The 19,136-nt window shown below is 66.5% G+C and carries 6 protein-coding genes; 5 read left to right on the top strand and 1 reads right to left on the bottom strand.

Annotated features, from left to right (window positions below; genetic code table 11):
- Positions 1-86 precede the first annotated feature (86 nt).
- Complete coding sequence (locus tag ACV4UY_RS06345) at positions 87-1,010, bottom strand: LysR family transcriptional regulator (protein ID WP_491606774.1); 924 nt, start codon at positions 1,008-1,010, stop codon at positions 87-89.
- A 123-nt stretch (positions 1,011-1,133) separates the two neighbouring features.
- Between ACV4UY_RS06345 and ACV4UY_RS06340 the strand changes: the two genes are divergently transcribed.
- The 5 genes from ACV4UY_RS06340 (at position 1,134) to ACV4UY_RS06320 (ending at position 19,126) form a co-directional block, all read left to right on the top strand.
- A complete protein-coding gene (locus ACV4UY_RS06340) occupies positions 1,134-1,346 on the top strand; it encodes a CDGSH iron-sulfur domain-containing protein (RefSeq protein ID WP_491606773.1) in 213 nt (70 codons plus the stop codon).
- A 127-nt stretch (positions 1,347-1,473) separates the two neighbouring features.
- Complete coding sequence (locus ACV4UY_RS06335; protein ID WP_491606772.1) at positions 1,474-1,920, top strand: c-type cytochrome; 447 nt, start codon at positions 1,474-1,476, stop codon at positions 1,918-1,920.
- 7 nt (positions 1,921-1,927) lie between these two features.
- Positions 1,928-2,635 (top strand): cytochrome b/b6 domain-containing protein, encoded by a 708-nt coding sequence (locus ACV4UY_RS06330; RefSeq protein WP_491606771.1) that lies wholly within the window; start codon positions 1,928-1,930, stop codon positions 2,633-2,635.
- Positions 2,636-2,786: 151 nt separating this feature from the next.
- The gene (locus ACV4UY_RS06325) at positions 2,787-11,078 is read left to right on the top strand and encodes an amino acid adenylation domain-containing protein (protein WP_491606770.1); all 8,292 of its coding nucleotides are present in this window, start codon (positions 2,787-2,789) and stop codon (positions 11,076-11,078) included.
- Complete coding sequence (locus ACV4UY_RS06320) at positions 11,075-19,126, top strand: amino acid adenylation domain-containing protein (RefSeq protein ID WP_491606769.1); 8,052 nt, start codon at positions 11,075-11,077, stop codon at positions 19,124-19,126. Before ACV4UY_RS06325 ends, ACV4UY_RS06320 begins: the two co-directional genes overlap by 4 nt.
- Positions 19,127-19,136: the final 10 nt, after the last annotated feature.

Raw genomic sequence — 19,136 nt, 5'->3', positions numbered from 1 at the left:
AGGTTGAGACGAAAGGGACAAACCCGCCTGGGGGATGCGTCATCCAGGATCGAGAGATCGTTGCCCAATCGAAATGATAACAAGCCTCAAACCGAATTTCCAGGGGGTAACGCGCCGTGTCGCCACTGTTCGGCCAGATGGTCGGAAAAAAGACGCACCCGGATCGGCAGAAGTCGGCCCGGCGGATAGACCGCATGAATCCCCCCGCCCCGAAGACGATGGCCGATCAGGATCTGTTGCAATCTGCCGTTGGCCAGATCCCCGTCCACGAGAAACGAGGGGAGGATCAGGATCCCCAGGCCGGCCAGGGCGGCCTGACGCAACACTTCGCCGTTGTTGGCGAACAGCACCCCGTTCACCCGGATGCGATGCTGTTTGCCCGCCTCCCCACCCTCGAAACGCCACACCCCCACCCCGTCCCGTGACGAGAGGGTGTAGACCAGGCAATCGTGGTTGGTCAACTCCTCCGGGGTGACGGGGAGACCACGGCGGGCGAGATAGTCCGGACTCGCGCACACCCGCAGCTCAAAGGCGGCCAGGCATCGGGAGCGCAGGGAGGAGTTCCCGAGGCGACCGATGCGCACCGCCAGATCGAACCCTTCGGCCACCATGTCCACGTAGCGGTCGTTCAGATCCAGCTCCACCACGATGCCCGGATGGCGTGCCATGAAGCCGCACACCTGGTGGATGAGATGCTGTTGGCCGAAGAGCACCGGAGCGGCGATGCGGATCCGTCCGCCGGGTTCGGAGGCGCCATGTCGGACCGTGGTATCCGCCTCCTCGCAATCGGCGAGAATGCGGGTACACCAGTCATGATAGCGTTCCCCATCGCTGGTCACGCTGATCCGTCGCGTGGTGCGATTGAGCAGGGAGACCCCCAGGCGGGCTTCCAGCGCGGCGACCGCCTTGCTCACCGTGGCCACAGCCAGACCCAGCTCACGGGCCGCCACCGCGAACCCCTGACGATTCACCACGGTCACGAAGATGCGCATCGTCTCCAGTCGGTCCATCGGGCCTCTTTTTTTCCAAATCGGAAACAATCTTTTTCGATTATTGTCTATTCTAATCTTATCCGACCTGGCTTATGCTGTCACCCATCCAACCACCCGTCCAACCAAAGGAGTCCACGAACAATGCCCAAGATCGTCACCCTGCCCGCCGGAGAGAGCTGGGTCTGTCTGTGCGGTCGTTCCAAGAACGATCCTCATTGCGACGGATCCCACGACGGAACCGGCAAGCAACCCAAACGGGTCGTCATGGCCGAAGCCGGCACGGCGGCGGTGTGCGGCTGCCACGCTTCGGCCAACGAGCCCTTCTGCGACGGCAGTCACGATTCGAAAGTCTGATCGGGCGGCCCGGGCGCCGTTTTGCGCCGGCGCGCACGCAGCGAACGCTTGATCAACCCGACGCAAAGAGATTATCATACGTTCACCCATCCCTTATCCATGAAGAATCCAAGGAGCGCCCTGCATCATGAAAAAAATCGTCCTTGCCATGGCCGTGGCCAGCGTGACCACCGTCAGCGCCTTTGCCGCCTTCGCCGATGAGACCAATCCCGCCATCGTCCACCGTCAGGGCCTCTACAAGACCATGGCCGGCCACATGACCGCCATGAAGTCGATCCTGTTCCTGGGCTTCGAGGCCCCCGCGGACCTCTCCTTCCACGCCCAGGGAATCCTGGACGCCTTCGGTCACATGGGCAACTCCTATCCGCCGGGATCGGACAAAGGCGAAACCAAGGCCAAACCAGAAATCTGGACCCAGCCGGAAAAAGTCAAGCAGCGCGCCATGGACGGAGTTGCCGCCGCCAAGGCGCTGGTCGCCGCCACCGCCGGCACCGACAAGGGGGCGACCATCGCCGCCTTCAAGAGCATGGGCGAAAAGTGCAAGGCGTGCCATGACGATTTCCGCAAGGAGTGATCCGACCGTGCCTGACCATCCCGCCACCGGTGAAGCCCCGGACCGGGGCTCCCCGGTGCGGGTCTGGGATCCGCCGACCCGGCTGTTCCACTGGGGACTGGTGCTGGCGGTGATCTCGGCCTTCGTGTCGCGCAAGTTCGGCGATGCCATGCTGGTCTGGCACATGGCCATCGGCCATGCCATCCTGGTGCTGGTGCTGTTCCGGCTGCTGTGGGGCCTGTTCGGCTCCACCACCGCCCGGTTCCGGAACTTCCTGACCGGACCCGGCGCGGTGATCGCCTACCTCATCGCCAACCTCAAGGGAGAACACCCCCGCTTCGTGGGCCACAATCCCGCCGGCGGCTGGTCCGTGGCAGCGCTGCTGACGGTGCTGGCCCTGCAAGGGGTGACCGGACTGTTCGCCAGCGACGACATCCTGGTCAAGGGGCCGCTGGCCTTTCTCGTCTCCGAAAAAACCGTGGACCTCGCCTCGACCATCCATCGTCTGAGTTTCCTCGCCCTGCTCGCCCTGGTGACGCTCCATCTGGGCGCGGTGCTGTTCTATCTGGCCAAGGGCGACAATCTCATCCGGCCCATGTTCACCGGCTGCAAACACCCGTCCCAGCTCCCCGCCGACGCCACCCCGGTGCGCATGCGCTCCAACCGGCTGGCACTCGTGCTGCTTTTCCTGGCGATGGGCGTGGTCTGGGTGGGGATCTCGATCTGGAAGTGGTGACCGGATCGGGATCGCCCGACCTGCCCGGATGACTTTGAGCTTGAACAGAGATCTCCCTCCAGCGTAGAATGTCACGCCATCCGTATCGAAAGAAACACACCCACCCCACCCAGCGCCATCGTTCATGTCGCGACAGTCATCGAAGGACCGCATGACCACCTCCATCCAGGACACCTCCGGAGCGGAATCCGGCCAGCTTTCATCGGTCAAACAGGCCCTCTTGGCCGTGCGCGACCTGAGCGCCAAGATCAAGGCCATGGAAGCCGCGCGCCACGAACCGATCGCGGTGATCGGAAGCAGTTGCCGCTTTCCCGGCCAGGCCGATACCCCGGAGCGGTATTGGGAGCTGTTGAAAAACGGCGTGGACGCCATCTCCGAAGTCCCCTCCGACCGCTGGAACGCCGAAGCCTGGCACGATCCGGATCCGGACCGGCCCGGCACCATCGTCACCCGCCAGGGCGGCTTCATCGGCGACCCGTCCGCCTTCGACCCGCAATTCTTCGAGATCTCGCGCCGCGAGGCGGCCAGTCTCGATCCGCAGCAACGCCTGCTGCTGGAGTTGACCTGGGAGGCCCTGGAGCGGGCCAACATCCCCCACGAGGCGGTGCGCGGCCAGCCGGTCGGGGTGTTCGTGGCGTTGAGCAACGTCGATTACGCGCTCCTGATGCACAAAAGTCGCCCGCCCGAGGCGATCGACGCCTATTTCATCACCGGCAACACCTACAGCGTGGCCGCCGGGAGACTGTCGTTCTTTCTCGGGGTGACCGGCCCCTCGTTTTCGGTGGATACCGCCTGTTCCTCCTCGCTTTTGGCGACGCATCTGGCCTGCCAAAGCCTGCGCAATCGGGAGTGCGAACTGGGGATCGTGGCCGGGGTGAACCGGATCCTGATTCCGGAGGTGAGCATCAACTTCTCGCGCGGCCACATGCTCGCCCCGGACGGGCGCTGCAAAACCTTCGACGCCGCCGCCGACGGCTACGCCCGCGGCGAGGGGGGTGGTTCGCTGATCCTGAAGCGTCTGTCGGATGCCCAGCGCGACGGGGATACCATTCTGGCCCTGATTCGCGGCTCGGCGATCAACCAGGATGGGGCGAGCGGTGGTCTGACCATGCCCAACGGTCTGGCCCAGGAGCGGGTGATCCGCCAGGCCCTGGCCAACGCGCAACTCAAACCCGGCGACATCGATTACGTCGAGACCCACGGCACCGGCACCCCGCTCGGCGACCCGATCGAGATCGATGCCCTCTCCAAGGTGTTCGGTCCGGAGCGGCCCCAGGATCACCCCCTGCACATCGGCTCGGTGAAGACCAACTTCGGCCATCTGGAGTCCGCCGCCGGCATGGCGAGCCTGATCAAGGTGATCCTGTCGCTGGGCAACCGCGCCATTCCGCCCCATCTGCACTGCCGGACCCGCTCCCCGCATATCGACTGGAGCCGCGCGCCCATCGACATCCCGGCCACCCTCACCCCCTGGCCGGAACGCGACCGTCCGCGCCGCGCCGGCATCAGCTCGTTCGCCTTTGGCGGCACCAACGCCCACATGATCCTGGAAGAGGCCCCGACCCCGCCCGAGGAGCCGTCCACCAACCTGCCCCCTCCCCCGCCGCTGGCCCTGCTGCCCCTGTCGGCCAAGGGGATGCCGGCCTTGCGGGAACTCGCCCGCCGCCACGCGGCGCGCATGGAGGCAAAACCGGATCCGGCGTGGTGGGATCTCTGCCACACCGCGGCCACGAGCCGCGCCAGCTTCCGCCACCGGGTCGCCCTGGTCGCCCCCACCGGGGAGGATCCCGCCAGAATCCGCGCCGAACTCCTGGCCTTCGCCGAAGGTTCCGCCGACAAGAAATTCCAGCGCGGACGGGCGCCCTGGGGGATCATCACCGGCGTGGAGAACCCCACCGGCCTGCCCCCCAAGGTGGCGTTCCTGTATACCGGCATGGGATCCCAATACCTGGGCATGGGGCGGGGACTGTATGCGAGCCAGCCGTTGTTCCGCGCCACCCTCGACGCATGCGACGCGATCTTGCGCCCGCATCTGACCCCCTCGCTGCTCGAGGCGATGCTGGGCGATGACGACGCCCTGTTGAGCCGTCCGGAATACGCCCACTGCGCCATCTTCGCGGTGTCGTGCGGCCTGACGCGGCTGTGGCGGGCGCTCAAGGTGGAGCCCGCCGTGGTGCTCGGCCACAGCGTGGGGGAGTACGCCGCCGCCTGGGCCGCCGGCATGGTGCAACTCGAAGCGGTGCTGCCGCTGCTGGTGGAGCGGGGCCGGCTGATCGGCGCCTTGCCGCCCGGCGGACGAATGGCGCTTCTGGCCACCGGCGAGGAGACGATCTTAAAGGCGGTGGCCCCGCATGCCGCCGAGGTGTCGCTCGCGGCCATCAACGGCCCGGACTACTGCACCATCTCCGGGGCCGGGGTGATCGTCGAACGGCTGTTGGCCGAATTCGCGGCGGCGGGCACGCCGGGCCAGATGCTCAAAAGCGAACACGCGGTCCACTCGCCGCTGGTCGAGCCAATGCTCGATCCCTTCGAAAAACGGCTCGCCAACCTCGAAATCACCGCGCCGAAAACGACCCTGATCTCCGGGCTCACCGGCAAGCGCGCCACCATCCACATGCAGACCCCCGGCTACTGGCGTCAGCAGATGCGCCAGCCGGTCCGCTTCGCGGAGGCGATCCTGGCCGCGCGTCAGGCCGGCTGCAACGCCTTCATCGAAATCGGCGCGCAACCGGTGTTGATCGGGCTGGGGATGATGGCCCTGCGCGACGATCCGGTGGCGTGGCTGGCCAGCCTCAAGGAGGGGCAGGACGACTGGTCGATGCTGCTTCGCTCCGTGGCCACCCTGTACACCCACGGGGCCAATCCGGACTGGAACGGCCTCTATCGCGACCATCCGCGCCGCAAGGTGACCCTGCCCACCTATCCGTTCCAGCGCACCTTCTGCTGGTTTGCCGACGAACGGGCCCCGATCCCCAATCCCGGCTCCCCGACCCCCTTGTCCGGCGTCGTTCCGTGCGCCACCCCAGCCGGGGCGACCCCCTCCCCCGCCGCCCCTGCCCTGGCCGCCTGGCCCGAGACCGTCGCCATGCCCGCCGCCACCCCTTCCCTGGCCGCCTGGCCCGAGACCGTCGCCATGCCCGCCGCCACCCCTTCCCTGGCCGCCTGGCCCGAGACCGTCGCCATGCCCGCCGCCGCCCCTTCCCTGGCCGCCTTGCCCGAGACCGTCGCCATGCCCGCCGCCGCCCCTTCCCCGGAGCGCCCCATCGCCGACAGGCTGCGCGATCTGATCGCCCGGCAACTGCGCGCCACCCCGGATGAGGTGGATCTGAACGCCCCGTTTCTGGAGATGGGGGCCGATTCGCTGATCCTGATGGAGATCCTCCAGGCGATCGACAAACGCTTCGGCGTGCGGATTCCGATCCGGCGCATCTTCGAGGATCTGGCCACCCCGCGGCTGGTCGCGGAGGCCATCGCCCTCGAACAGCCCGCCGGCTGGGTCGATCCCGAGGCGGAGAGACCCGTTGCCCCCGACGCCGCGACCCCATCGGCACCGCTCCCGACCCACCCGGTCTCCGGCTCCGCGACCCCATCGGCACCGCTCCCGACCGGAAGCGCCGCACCGGGCTCGATGGTGGAGCAGGTGGTGATGCAACAGTTGGAGCTGATGCGCCAGCAGCTGGCGCTGCTGCGCGGGGAGTCGCCGCTGGCAGGCCAGGTGGTCCAGGCGGTGCAAGGTGGCGCACCCGCCGCACCTCCCTCCCCCGCGCCGGCCCCCACGAGCGGCGGTCACTTCGCCTCGTTCCACGACCAGGATGCCAGCCGGCTCTCCCCCTCCCAGCAAGCCTATCTGGACGGGTTCATCGCCCGCTACATCGCCCGCACGAAAACCTCCCGCGCCAGGGCCGAGTCCGAACGGGTCCACTGGGCCGACGTGCGCTCGCTGATGGGCATGCGTCCGGAGACCAAGCGGTTGAGCTATCCGATCCTCTCCAACGAGGCCACGGAGAGCGGATTCATCGACCTGGACGGCAACGCCTACGTGGATCTGGCGGGCGGATTCGGCGCCCATCTCTTTGGCTTGAAGGATCCCGGCCTCACACGGGCCATGATCGAACAGATCGAACAGGGGGTGCATCTGGGGCCGCAATCGGGGTTGAGCGGCGAGGTGGCGCGGCTGATCCGGGAGTTGACCGGGGTCGAACGGGTCGCCTTCTGCACCACCGGCACCGAGGCGGTGATGTCGGCGATCCGCCTGGCGCGGGCGGCCACCGGACGCCGCAAGATCGCCATGTTCTCGGGTGCCTATCATGGCCACTCGGACGCGGTGCTGGCCATGGCCGGCAAGGTGGATGGAGTGAGCCGCACCGTGCCGATGGTGCCGGGCATCCCGCCCGAGGCGGTCGGGGATACCATCATTCTCAACTACGACAAGCCGGACGCGCTCGATGCGATCCGCGCCCAGGCGGATCAGCTGGCCGCCGTGCTGGTCGAACCCGTCCCGAGCCGCCAGCCGACCATGCAGCCGCAGGCGTTCCTGCAACACCTGCGCGCCGTGACCAAAGAACTCGACATCCCGTTGATCTTCGATGAAATGATCACCGGATTCCGCATCGCGGCAGGCGGCGCCCAGGCCCATTTCGGCGTCCAGGCCGATCTGGTCACCTACGGCAAGGTGCTGGGGGGCGGACTCCCCCTGGGTGTGATCGCCGGGGCGGCCCGATTCATCGACCAGGTGGACGGCGGGGACTGGGCGTTCGACGATCCCCACTCCTTCCCGAGCGCCCAGACCACCCTGGCCGGGGCCGGCACCTTCCGGCGTCATCCCCTCTCCCTGGCCGCCGCCCGCGCCATCCTCACCCGCATCCGGGACGAGGGACCGGCCATGCACGAACGGTTGAACGAACGCGCCGCCCGGCTCGAAACCGATCTGAACGGCTGTTTTCAATCCAAAAACATCCCGGTGCGCATCGCCCGGTTCGGTTCCCTGTTCCGTTTCGTGCAGAGCGGCAACTTCAGCTACACCTATCAATCCCTGGAGATGGATCTGCTGCACTTCGGGCTGATCGAGCGCGGCATTTATCTCTGGGAGGGGCGCACCTGTTTCGTCTCCACCGCCCACACCGACGAGGATCTGGCCAAGGTGGTCGAGGCGGTGCGCGCAACCATCGAGGCGCTGCTCGATGCCGGCTTCTTTCCCATGGCCGGGCATACCCCGCCCAGGCCCGAACCGTTCACCCTGCCGTTAAGCAAGGCCCAGACCCAGCTCTGGACCCTCGATCAGGTGAGCGGCGACGGTTCGCTGACCAACCTGAGCCACACCAATCTGCAATTGCGCGGTCCGCTGGATCTGGCAGCACTGGAGCGGGCCGTCAACCAGGTGATCGCCCGGCACGACGCCCTGCGCGCGGTCATCGATCCGGACGGCCAGCACCAGACCATCCTGCCCGAGGTGACCCATGCCCTGCCGGTGACCGACCTGAGCCATCTGGAGCCCGAGGCGCGCCAACAGGCGCTGGACGCCTGGTTCCTCCACGAGTCCGCCACCCCGATCGACACCGCCACCCCACCGGCCATGCGCCTGTCGGTTCTGCGTCTGGATGCCGGGCTGCACCGGCTGGTGTTGACCGCCCACCACATCCTCATCGACGGCATGTCGATCGTGGTGGTGTTGCGCGAGATGTTCGCCTGTTATCTGGCCCTGCGCGCCGGACGGGCCAGCGCGCTGCCCGCGCCCATGCCGCTTGGGGACTATCTGAACTGGCGCGAGAACTCCGACCGATCCGACGCCCTGAAGGTCCACGAGACCTTCTGGCTGGAGCGGTTCCCGGATCCCCTGCCGGTCCTGGATCTGCCCGGCGACCGATCCGCCCCCCAGGAGCACGACTACCGGGCGGCGCGGGCGGTGCTGCGGCTCGATGCCGGGCTGTACCAGGGATTGAAACGGGCCTGCACGCGCCACAACAGCACCCTGTTCATGCTGATGTTCGCCGCCTATCAGCTCTTTCTGCACCGGTTATGCGGGCAGGACGAGCTGGTGATCGGCATTCTGGTGCTGGGTCGTCCGCCCGCCGCCGCCCGCCAACCGCTCATCGCCTACTGCTCCCACATTCTGCCCATCAAAGGGCGGCTGGAAGGGGATCCCACCCTGGCCGACTTCCTGGCCACGGTCAAAACCACGCTCCTGACCGCCCTGGAGCACCAGGAGTACCCCTTCGCCAACCTGATCGAACACCTGAACCGCCGTCAAAGCCAGATGCGCGCCCCGCTGGTGGCGACCACCTTCAACATGGACCATCCGATCGAGCTGGACCGCGAACTGGACCTCATGGCCGAATGGTTCCCGCAGCCGATCCACGCCCTGGACAACGCCTTGAGCGTGAACGTCACCGAGATCCAGGGGGAGCTGGTGATCGAGTTCGATTACGCCACCGCGCTCTTCGACCCGGAGACCCTGGAACGGTGGAGCGGGTTGTTCAAGAACCTCCTGACCGCCCTCGCCGACGAGGGGGCCTCCGCCACCTCCGTGCGCCGGCTGCCGCTCCTGACGGCGACGGAGCGGGAACGGCTGCTCGCCCTCAGCCATCCGGGCACCCATCGCGCCCCGGCGCCCTTCACCCTGCTCCAGCAGGGCGTGGAGCACTGGGCCGGGACAACCCCCCAGGCCCAGGCGATCCTGTGCGACGATCAGGGGATCCCTTACGTCCATCTGAACCGCCGCGCCAACCATCTGGCCCACTTCCTGATCGGACGCGGCGTGGGTCCGGAACGGCTGGTGGGGGTGCTGCCGGTGCGCTCGGTGGAGATGATCATCGCGGTTCTGGCGATCCTGAAGGCGGGCGGGGCCTATGTCCCCCTGGACCCCGATCAGCCCAAGGCGCGGCTGGCGACGATCGTCGGGGATGCCGGCATCCGCCTGGTGCTCGCCCACGACGCGTTGCGCCACCTGGTGCCGGAAGAGGATTGCGAAGTCATCTCCCTGGACGATTTCGACGACCTGACCCGTTCCTTGAGCCCGGACAACCCCGCAAGCGCCGTCCAACCCGACCAGGCCGCCTATGTGATCCACACCTCAGGCTCCACCGGCGAGCCCAAGGGCGTGGTGGTCCCACATCGGGCCATCGTCACCCATTGTCTCGACTACGCGGCCCTGCTGGGGATCACCGCACAAGACCGGGTGTTGCAGTTCACGGCGTTGCACTTCGATTTCTCGGTCGAAGATCTGTTCACCACGTTTCTGTCCGGAGCCACGCTGGTGCTTCGCGGTCCAACCCTCTGGAGCCCGGCGGAGTTCAACCGGCAGGCGCGCGCCCATGGCCTGACGGTGGCCGGACTCACCCCGGCCTATCTGCAACAGTTGCGGCACGACTGGCAGGCCCGACCCGAGGATGTACCAGCCGGCACCCTGCGTCTGCTGCATGTGGGCGGCGAGGCGGTCTCCGCGGAACTGATCGCCGGAGTCCGCGCCACCCCGTTGGGCGCGATCGAGATCTGGAACGACTACGGTCCCACCGAAGCGGTGGTGACCGCCCTGGCCCATCGCATCCCCCGGACCATCGATCCGGACCGACGCATCCCGATCGGCCAGCCGTTCGGCACGCGCCGCGCCTATGTGCTCGATCCCCTGGGACAACTCCAGCCCCTCGGCGTGCCGGGTGAGCTGCATCTGGGCGGGAACGAACTGGCGCGGGGATATCTCAACCGTGCGGAGATGACCGCCGAGCGGTTCATCCCCGATCCCTTCAGCTCCACCTCCGGCGCGCGCCTCTACAAGAGCGGCGACCTGGCCCGGCTGCTGCCGGACGGTTCGTTCGACTGTTTGGGCCGATTGGACAACCAGGTGAAAATTCGCGGTTTCCGCATCGAGTTGGGCGAGATCGAAGCCGCGCTCACCCGCCATGCCGGACTGCGCGAGGCGGTGGTTCAGGTGGTGACCGCGCCGAACGGCGAAGGGGGGCTGGTGGCCTGGCTGGTATCCGCCACCGCCCCGGCCCCGACCGACGACGACATCCGCACCCATCTGCGTTCCTGGCTGCCGGACTACATGATCCCGGCTCATTTCATCCACTTGAACGCCTTGCCGATGACCGGCCAGGGCAAGGTTGACCGGCGCGCCCTGCCCCCGCCGACAGCCATGGAGCCGGATCCGGCCAGCGTCGAACCCCCGGCCACGGCCACCGAACGGCTGCTGCACGAGATCTGGAGCGCGGTCCTGGCCCGTCCGGCCATCCATCGCCACGCCGATTTCTTTGCCCTGGGAGGGCACTCGCTGCATGCCATCCAGGTGATCACCCGGCTTCGGGAGCGCATGGGCATCGAAATTCCGGTGCGTCTCATCTTCCAGTTGCCCACCATCGCCACGCTGGCCCGCCAGCTCGATGCCGCCCTGGGGATCCTCCCCGACACCTGCCACGACGAAACGGAACGAGAGGAGTTCGTCCTGTGACCCATGCGCCCATCGCAACCCTGATTTCCGACCTGCGCGCCCTGGGCGTGGTTCTGCTCGCGGATGGCGAAAACCTGCGGGTGAGCGCCCCCAGGGAGCGGCTGACCCCGGAACTGCGCGGCGAGATGGCCACCCGCAAGGGGGAGATCCTGGCCCACCTGAAAGCCGAGGCCGCGACCAGTGGCATCACGGTGCTGGACCACTCCGGCACCGCCACCACGATCCCGACCGGATCCCGTGCTCCCGGAGATGAAACGACGCTCTCCTTTGCCCAGCAACGACTCTGGTTCTTGGACCAGATGGAAAAAGGGTTCACGTGGAACATTCCGGCGGCCCTGCGCCTCACCGGCCCCCTGGATCACGCCGCCCTGACCCGCGCCTTGTCCGCCATCATCGCCCGTCACGAGACCCTGCGCACCACCTTCGGCCTTGCCGCCGACGGGGCCACTCCGGTACAGCGCATCGCCGCGCCTGTCCCCCTCGATCTGCCGGTGGTGGATCTCTCCGACCTCGCCCCGGAAGCGCGCGAAGCCGAAAGGCGCGCCTGGATCACCCGTGGCGAGGAGCATCTGTTCGATCTGTCCCAGGGACCGCTCATCTGGGTGACTCTGGTTAAACTCGACGAGAAAAACCATCTGCTGCTCCTGACCCTGCATCACATCATCGCCGATGGCTGGTCGCTGGGGGTGCTGGTTGGGGAGGTGGCGGCACTCTACGCCCGCGAGACGGGTGCGGCTGAGGCGCCGCCCCTGCCGCCCCTGCCGATCCAGTACGCCGATTTCGCCAGCTGGCAAAGGAGCTGGCTGGAAGAGGGGGAGCTGGACCGGCAGTTGGCCTACTGGCAGAAGCGGTTGACCGGCGCTCCGGCCCTGTTGGAGCTGCCCACGGACCGTCCGCGTCCGGCGGTGCAGGGGTTCAACGGCGCGGTGGAGCGTTTTTCTTTTTCACCGGTTCTGACCGCCAACTTGAAAAAACTGAGCCTCGACCACCGCACCACCCTGTTCACCACCCTGCTGACCGGCTTTGCCGTGCTGCTCGCCCGTTACAGCGGACAAACGGATATCGTGATCGGCTCGCCGGTGGCCAACCGCAACCGCGCGGAGCTGGAGGGGTTGATCGGTTTTTTTGTGAACACGCTGGTCCTGCGTCTGCAATTGACCGAACAGCCGACTTTCGCGGCGCTGCTCGAGCAGGCGCGCGCGGTGACGCTGGAGGCCCAGTCCCATCAGGATGTCCCCTTCGAGCAGCTGGTGGAGCGGTTGAAACCCGCCCGCACCCGCAGTTACTCCCCGCTGTTCCAGGTGATGTTCATTCTGCAAAACACCCCGGAGCAGCGCCTGGAGCTGCCGGGGCTGACCATCGAGCCCCTGGATCAGGAGCGGGTGCCGGCCAAGTATGACCTGCTGCTCGCCATGGAGGAGAAGGGCGATCTTCTCAAGGGCGAATTCGAATACAACACTGACCTGTTCGATGCCGCCACCATCCGGCGCATGATCGGCCATCTGGAAACGCTGCTCACCGCCGCCTACGGCGACGTGAACCAGCCCTGCGCCCGGCTGCCTCTGCTCACCCCCGCCGAGCATGATCTCATGGTGCGCCAGTGGAACCGCACCGATGTGGTCGAACCCGAAGGGGGGTGTCTGCACACCCTGATCGAGGCGCGGGTGGCCCAAACCCCGCACGCACCGGCCCTGGTTTGGGGGGAGGTCACCCTCGACTACCAGACCATGAACGCCCGGGCCAACCAACTCGCCCACCACCTGATCGCCCTGGGCGTCACCCCCGGCACCCTGATCGGCATCAGCGTCGAACGGTCACCAGACACGGTGATCGCGCTGTTGGCCATTCTCAAGGCGGGTGGGGCGTATGTGCCGATGGATCCCAACCATCCGCCGGAGCGGCTGGCCATCCTGATGGAGGATGCCCGTCTGGAATTCGTGGTGGCGCACGCCTCGGTGGTCTCCAAACTCCCCGAGAACCAGGCCACCCTCTGTCTTCTCGAGCGCGACGCGGCGATCATCGCCACCTGCCCGGAGACCAATCCGGATGTGGCGGTCCAGCCCGACCACCCCACCTATGTGATCTACACCTCCGGCTCCACCGGACGACCCAAGGGGGTGGTGATCCGCCACGACCGGCTGGTGCGGATGTTCCTGGTGACCCGCGCCTGGTTCGATTTCGACGCGCACGACATCTGGACCCTGTTCCACGGCTTTTCGTTCGACTTCTCGGTCTGGGAGATGTGGGGGGCGCTGTTGTTCGGCGGCAAGCTGGTGGTGGTGGATGGCGAGACCGCCCGCTCCCCCGAGGCGTTCTACGCGCTGCTCCATCGCGAACGGGTGACGGTGCTCAACAACAACCCCTCGGTGTTCCAGGCCCTGACCCGCATCGAGGAGTCCGGCGGGGCCAAACCGCTCGACCTGCGCGTGGTGATCTTTGGCGCCGAACCGTTGAAACTCCAGAACCTCAAACCCTGGTTCGCCCGCCACGGGGACCAGCGGCCACGGTTGATCAACCTCTACGGCATCACCGAATCGACCGTCCACACGACGTATCACGCCCTGAGCCTGGCCGATCTCGAGCAGCCCCATCTGCGCATCGGTCCGCCGCGCGCCGAATTGCACCCGCTCTACATCCTCGACGACCACCTGCAACCGGTGCCCATCGGCGTGCCGGGAATTCTGCATGCCGGCGGACACAACCTCTCGCCGGGGTATCTCAATCAACCGGAGCTGACCGCCAAGGCGTTCCTCCCCGATCCGTTCAGCGACGATCCCGAGGCCCGGCTGCAACGCACCGGGGATCTGGCCCGGTTTCTGCCGGATGGCAACATCCATTTTCTGGGTCGCAAGGATTATCAAGTCAAGGTACGCGGCTTCCGCATCGAACTGGGGGAGATCGAGGCCAATCTGGCCCGGCATCCGGACCTCTACGAGGCTGCCGCCACCACCTGGGAGCCGCGTCCCGGCGACAAGATGCTGGTGGCCTACGTGGAGGTTCGCAAGGGGCACGAACCGCCGACCGCCGAGCAACTGCGCGCCTATCTCAAGCAAAAGCTCCCGGATTACATGGTGCCGTCGCTGTTTCGCATCATGGCCGCCCTGCCCCGCTCTCCGAACGGCAAGGTGGATCGGCGTCTGTTGCCCGCCCCGACCGACGAAGGGATGGCCGAGAGCCGTTTCACCCCACCCAGGGGGCTTACCGAAGAGCTGATCGCCGCCACCTGGGCAGAGCTGCTGACCCTCCCGCGCGTGGGTCGCGACGCCCACTTCTTCGAGCTGGGTGGCCACTCGCTGATGGCCACGCGGGTGCTGGCGCGCCTGAAGGATCAGTTCGCCCTGGAACTCCCCCTGGCCCTGCTCTTCGACCACCCGGTGCTCGGCGATCTGGCCGCGGCCATCGATGCCGCGCGCCTGACCGCCCGACGTCTGCCGCCCCCGCCGCCGATCCGGACCATCGACCGAAGCGGCGATCTGCCCTTGTCGTTCGCCCAGCAGCGGCTCTGGTTCCTCGAGCAGCTGGAAGGGGGCTTCGCCACCTACCATCTGCCCGGCGGCATGGCCCTGACCGGCCCCCTGGACCTCGACGCCCTGACCCGCGCCCTGCGCACCATCGTGAACCGCCATGAGGCGCTGCGCACCGTCTTTCCGTCGGTCGATGGCAACCCGGTGCAGCGGGTGCTTCCCCTCTTCGATCTGCCGGTGCCGCTGTTGACCCTTGCCCCCGGCCAGTCGCTCCAGGAACTGGCAAGCGAGCAGATGCAACGCCCGTTCGATCTGGCCAGCGAACCCATGCTGCGCGCCAGCATCGTCCAGATCGCGCCCGAAGAGCACGCCCTGCTCTTCACCCTGCACCACATCGCCTCGGACGGCTGGTCGGTGGCGATCTTCATCACCGAATTGATCCAACTCTACAACGCCTTCGCGGCGGGCGCGCCGGATCCCCTGCCGCCCCTGCCGATCCAATACGCCGACTACAGCCACTGGCAACAACAGTGGCTCACCGGCGCGCTGCTCGAACAGCAACTGGCCTACTGGAAGGGGCAACTGGCCGACATCCCGGAGCTGCTGGAACTCCCCACCGACCGGTTGCGCCCGCCGGTGCAGACCTATCACGGCGCGGATCTGTATTTCAACATCGACAGGCCAACCACGGATCGACTCCATGCGCTCTGCCGCGCCACCGGCGCCACCCTCTTCATGACCCTGATCGGCGCCTTCGCCACCCTGCTCGGTCGCTTGAGCGATCAAACCGACGTGGTGATCGGTACGCCGGTGGCCAACCGCAGTCGCCCGGAGACCGAAGGGTTGATCGGCTTTTTCGTCAACACCCTGGCCTTGCGGGTGGATCTGGGCGCGGATCCGGATTTCGCGACCCTGTTGACACGGGTGCGACGCATGACCCTGGATGGCTTCGCCCACCAGGATATCCCCTTCGAACAGCTGGTCGATGCCCTCCAGCCCACCCGCAACTTGAGCCACGCGCCGCTCTTCCAGGTGCTCTTCGCGCTCCAGAACGCCCCCTTCGCGCCGCCGGACCTCGCCGGGGTGACCATGCGGGCGCTGGATCTTCATGGCAAATCGGCCAAGTTCGACATCTCGCTCTCCATGGAGGAGAACACGGAGGGACTCTCCGGCAACTTCGAGTACAACACCGATCTGTTCGATGCGACCACCATCGAGCGTTTCATCGGTTATTTCACCAGTCTGCTCAAAAACATCGCCGCCACGCCGAACCTCCCCCTGTCGCGCCTCCCGATTCTGAACGCCTCCGAACGGGAACGGCTGCTGGAGACCTGGAACGCCAACCACGTCGATCATCCCCACGCCGCTCTCTGCATTCATCAGCTGTTCGAGCATCAAGCCCAGGTCACCCCGGACGCCATCGCCCTGATCTGCGACGATGGCCGCAGGCTCACCTATGCCCAGCTGGACGAAAAAACCAACCAGCTGGCCCACCATCTGCGCGATCTTGGCGTAGGTCCGGACCGGCTGGTCGGGGTCTGCCTGGAGCGCAACCAGGAGCTGGTGGTGGCTCTGATGGCGATTCTGAAAGCCGGCGGGGCCTATGTCCCGCTCGACCCCAACTATCCGCCGGAGCGCATCGCCTTCATGCTCTCCGACATGGAACAAGCCGACACCTCCTCCGAAGGTCCGGTGCTGTTGACCCAGCAATCGATCCTCCCCCACCTGCCCGCCTCGCGGGCACGGGTGGTGAGCCTGGATGGTCCGATGGCCGCCCCCATCGCCGCGCACTCCACCAGCCGACCCGAACCCCTGGCCACCCCGAACCACCTGGCCTACCTGATCTACACCTCCGGCTCCACCGGTCTGCCCAAGGGGGTGGCCATCGAACACCACTCGACCGTCACCCTGATCCACTGGACCCGGACCTTCTATGAACGGGCCTGGTTCGAGGCGGTGCTGGCCTCCACCTCGATCTGCTTCGATCTGTCGGTGTTCGAGCTGTTCGTCACGCTCAGTTGGGGCGGTCGGATCATCCTGGCCCGCGACGCCCTGGCCCTGCCCAGCGTGGTCGAGGCCGGCCACCAGGTCACCCTGGTCAACACCGTCCCCTCGGCCATGGCCGCCCTGCTGCGCCTGGGGCCCCTGCCCGACTCGGTGCGGCTGGTGATCCTGGCCGGCGAACCCTTCAAGGATACCCTGGCCCACGCCATCTACGCCAATCCAGGGGTTTTGCATTTCGATAACCTTTACGGCCCCTCGGAAGACACCACCTACTCCACCTGCGCCCGCATCCCGGCGGATCTGCGGGGTTCGCCTTCCATCGGGCGACCGATCGCCAACACCAAGGCCTATATCCTGGATGCCCATCTGGAGCCGGTGCCGATCGGGGTGACCGGGGAGCTTTATTTGAGCGGCGACGGTCTGGCCCGCTGCTATCTCAACCGCCCGGAGCTGACCGACGAAAAATTCATCCCCAATCCGTTCCATTCCGAGGGGATGTACAAGCGCATGTACAAGACCGGCGATCTGGCCCGCTTCAAGCCGGATGGCTCGATCGATTTTCTGGGACGCCGGGACCATCAGGTGAAGATCCGGGGGTTTCGCATCGAGCTGGGGGAGATCGAAAACGCCCTGCAACAACATCCCGAGGTGCGCGAATCGGTGGTGGTGGTGCGCAGCGAGGGGACGAATGGCGAAAACCGTTATCTCGTCGCCTATGTGGTGCCTCGACCGGGATCGGCTCCCACGGTGGGGGATCTGCGCGCCCACTTGAAGAGCCGCGTGCCGGAGTTCATGGTGCCGGCGGTGTTCATGCTTCTGCCCGACGGTCTTCCCCTGACCGCCAACGGCAAGCTCGATCGCAAGGCCCTGCCCGATCCGGAACGAAGCCGCGAGGGGCTCTCCAGCCAGCTCGCCGCGCCCCAGTCCCACAAGGAGCAACTCCTGACCCGGTTGTGGAGCGAGGTGCTGGGCGTGGAGAAGGTGGGAATCCACGACAACTTTTTCGAGCTGGGCGGGGATTCGATTCTAAGCATCCAGATCGTCGCCCGCGCCCGTCAGGCGGGCATGGGGTTGACCCTGCGTCAGATCTTCCAACACCAGACCATCGCCGAGTTGGCCAGCGTGGCCAGTTTCGCCGAGGCGGTGCGGGCCGAACAGGGGATCGTCACCGGCGCGGTGCCGCTCACCGCCATCCAGCGCTGGTTTCTGGAACGCGCCACCGAAGCCCCCCACCATTTCAACCAGGCCCACCTGCTGGTCACGCCTCCCCATCTGGATCCGGAGGCGCTGCGTGGGGCCATCGGCGCGCTGCTGCACTGGCACGACGCCCTGCGGCTGCGTTTTTTCCGGGACCCCTCCGGCTGGCGCCAGGAGCTGGCAGAACCGGACGGGACCATCCCCTTCACCCGCGAGGATCTCTCCGCGCTCCCCGCCGACGGCTGGCACGCGGCCATCGAAACGCGCGCGTCCCAGCTGCAAGCCTCGCTCGATCCGAGCCGGGGACCGCTCCTGCGCGCCGCCCTTTTCCAGGGCGCGGACGACCAGCCGGGCCGGCTGCTCTTCATCATCCACCATATGGCCATCGACGGGATCTCCTGGCGCATCCTGCTGGAGGATCTCCAGACCCTGCTCGACCAGGCCGCGCGCCGCGAACCGTTCCAGCTTCCGGCCAAGACCACCTCGTTCAAGCAGTGGGCGGAACGGATCACCGCGCCGGCCCACCTGGAGACCCTGCGCGCGGAACTCCCCTATTGGCAATCCCTGGCCGATCGGACCTTTCTGCCGCTGCCGCATGACCAGGGGAGCCCGGATCAACCCAGCCTGACCGGCTCGGTGGCCCATCTGCGGGTCTCCCTCGATGCGGTCGAAACCAACGCCCTGCTGCACGAACTGCCAGGAGCGCTGCACGCCCGCATCAACGATCTGCTCCTCACCGCCCTGGCGCGCGCCTTGAGCCTCTGGTCCGGACGGAAAAACGGATCCTTCCTCATCGATCTGGAGGGGCATGGTCGCGAAGAACTGTTCGAGGATCTGGACATCTCCCGCACCGTGGGGTGGTTCACCGCGCTCTATCCGGTGGCCCTCGAGGCAGTGTCCGACGACTCCTGGCCCGCCGGAGCCCTGAACAGGGTTCAGGAACGACTCGCGGCGGTTCCGAAAAACGGCATCGGCTTCGGCCTGTTGCGTCATCTGCTTGACACCCCGTCGCGCCATCCGCCCACCGCCGAAATCAGCTTCAACTATTTCGGTCAGTACGATGGTCTGCTCGGCGACTCGAACCGCTTCACCCTGGCCCAGGAAGCCATCGGTCCCACCATCGACCCGCGCGCCCAACGCAGCCATCTTCTGGAACTGAATGGTTTTGTGGGCTCCGGCGTGTTGCACTGGGACTGGAGTTATGATCCGTGTCGCCATCATGCCGACTCGATTCAACGTCTGGGGGAACTTTTTCTGGTTGCATTCAGGGAAATGATCCAATATGGTCTGGAATCGGAATCTTTGCGCCAGCCGGCTGAAGATGCCGCGGAAACCAACCTGGATGGGGATGATCTGGATGCCTTGCTGGCTGAACTGAGTTAACGTTCGGATC

The organism is Candidatus Magnetaquiglobus sp., assembly GCF_058402785.1.
This window is presented reverse-complemented; position numbering and strand designations above follow the sequence as displayed.

Coding starts and splice junctions, on each gene's coding strand:
- ACV4UY_RS06340 (WP_491606773.1), top strand. CDS start 1,134: ATGCCCAAGATCGTCACCCTGCCCGCCGGAGAGAGCTGGGTCTGTCTG.
- ACV4UY_RS06345 (WP_491606774.1), bottom strand. CDS start 1,010: ATGGACCGACTGGAGACGATGCGCATCTTCGTGACCGTGGTGAATCGT.
- ACV4UY_RS06325 (WP_491606770.1), top strand. CDS start 2,787: ATGACCACCTCCATCCAGGACACCTCCGGAGCGGAATCCGGCCAGCTT.
- ACV4UY_RS06335 (WP_491606772.1), top strand. CDS start 1,474: ATGAAAAAAATCGTCCTTGCCATGGCCGTGGCCAGCGTGACCACCGTC.